The organism is Streptomyces sp. NPDC026062 (assembly GCF_055568375.1).
The window spans coordinates 1-1069 of record NZ_JBVHOQ010000145.1; the positions used below are offsets into that span (position 1 = coordinate 1).

The window sequence follows — 1069 nt, forward strand, 5'->3', positions numbered from 1 at the left end:
GTCTTCGCGCTGCTCGGCCCGAACGGCGCCGGCAAGACCACCGCCGTGAAGATCCTCTCCACCCTCATCACCGCCGACGGCGGCCGGATACAGATCGGCGGCCACGACCTGGCCGAAGACCCGCAGTCCGTACGCGCCACGATCGGCGTCACCGGACAGTTCTCCGCCGTCGACAGCCTCATCACGGGCGAGGAGAACATGCTCCTGATGGCAGACCTCCACCACCTCTCCAAGGCAGAGGGCCGACGCGTCGCCGCCGAACTCCTCGACCGCTTCGACCTTGCGGACGCCGCGAAGAAGCCCGCCTCCACCTACTCCGGCGGCATGAAACGCCGCCTCGACATCGCCATGACCCTGGTCGGCAGCCCACGCATCATCTTCCTCGACGAACCGACCACCGGCCTCGACCCCCGCTCACGCCACACCATGTGGCAGATCATCCGCCAACTCGTCACCGACGGAGTCACCGTCCTCCTCACCACCCAGTACCTGGAGGAAGCCGACGAACTCGCCGACCGCATCGCCGTACTGAACGACGGAAAAATCGCCGCACAGGGCACCCCGGAAGAACTCAAACGGCTCGTCCCCGGCGGACACGTCAAGCTCCGCTTCACCGACCCGACCACCTACCGGACAGCAGCCGCCGCGCTCCACGAAGCAGCCCGCAACGACGAATCGTTGTCGCTACAGATCCCCAGCGGCGGCACCCAGCGCGAACTGCGCGCCATCCTCGACCAGCTGGACACCGCCGGCATCGAGGCCGACGAACTCACCGTACACACACCCGACCTCGACGACGTGTTCTTCGCCCTGACGGACGGCAACCAGCCGAGCCGGACCGACCAGCCCAAGGAGACAGCACGATGAGCACCCTCGCCCTCGCCGCCCGCGACTCGTCCACCATGCTGCGCCGCAACCTGCTGCACGCCCGCCGCTACCCGTCCATGACCCTGAACCTGCTCCTCACACCGATCATGATGCTGCTGCTCTTCGTCTACATCTTCGGCGACGTCATGAGCGCCGGCATCGGCGGCACGGACCGCTCCGACTACATCGCCTACATCATCCC

1 protein-coding gene and 1 pseudogene are annotated in these 1069 nt (G+C 66.9%); both read left to right on the forward strand.

All coding sequences use genetic code 11. The annotated features are described in order from the left end of the window. On the forward strand, positions 1-867 hold an 867-nt coding region (locus ACZ4LX_RS38250), incomplete at its 5' end, for an ATP-binding cassette domain-containing protein (RefSeq protein ID WP_467652042.1). Continuing rightward, a pseudogene (locus ACZ4LX_RS38255) lies at positions 864-1069 on the forward strand (ABC transporter permease); the annotation flags it as partial. The gene ACZ4LX_RS38250 and the pseudogene ACZ4LX_RS38255, both read left to right, overlap by 4 nt.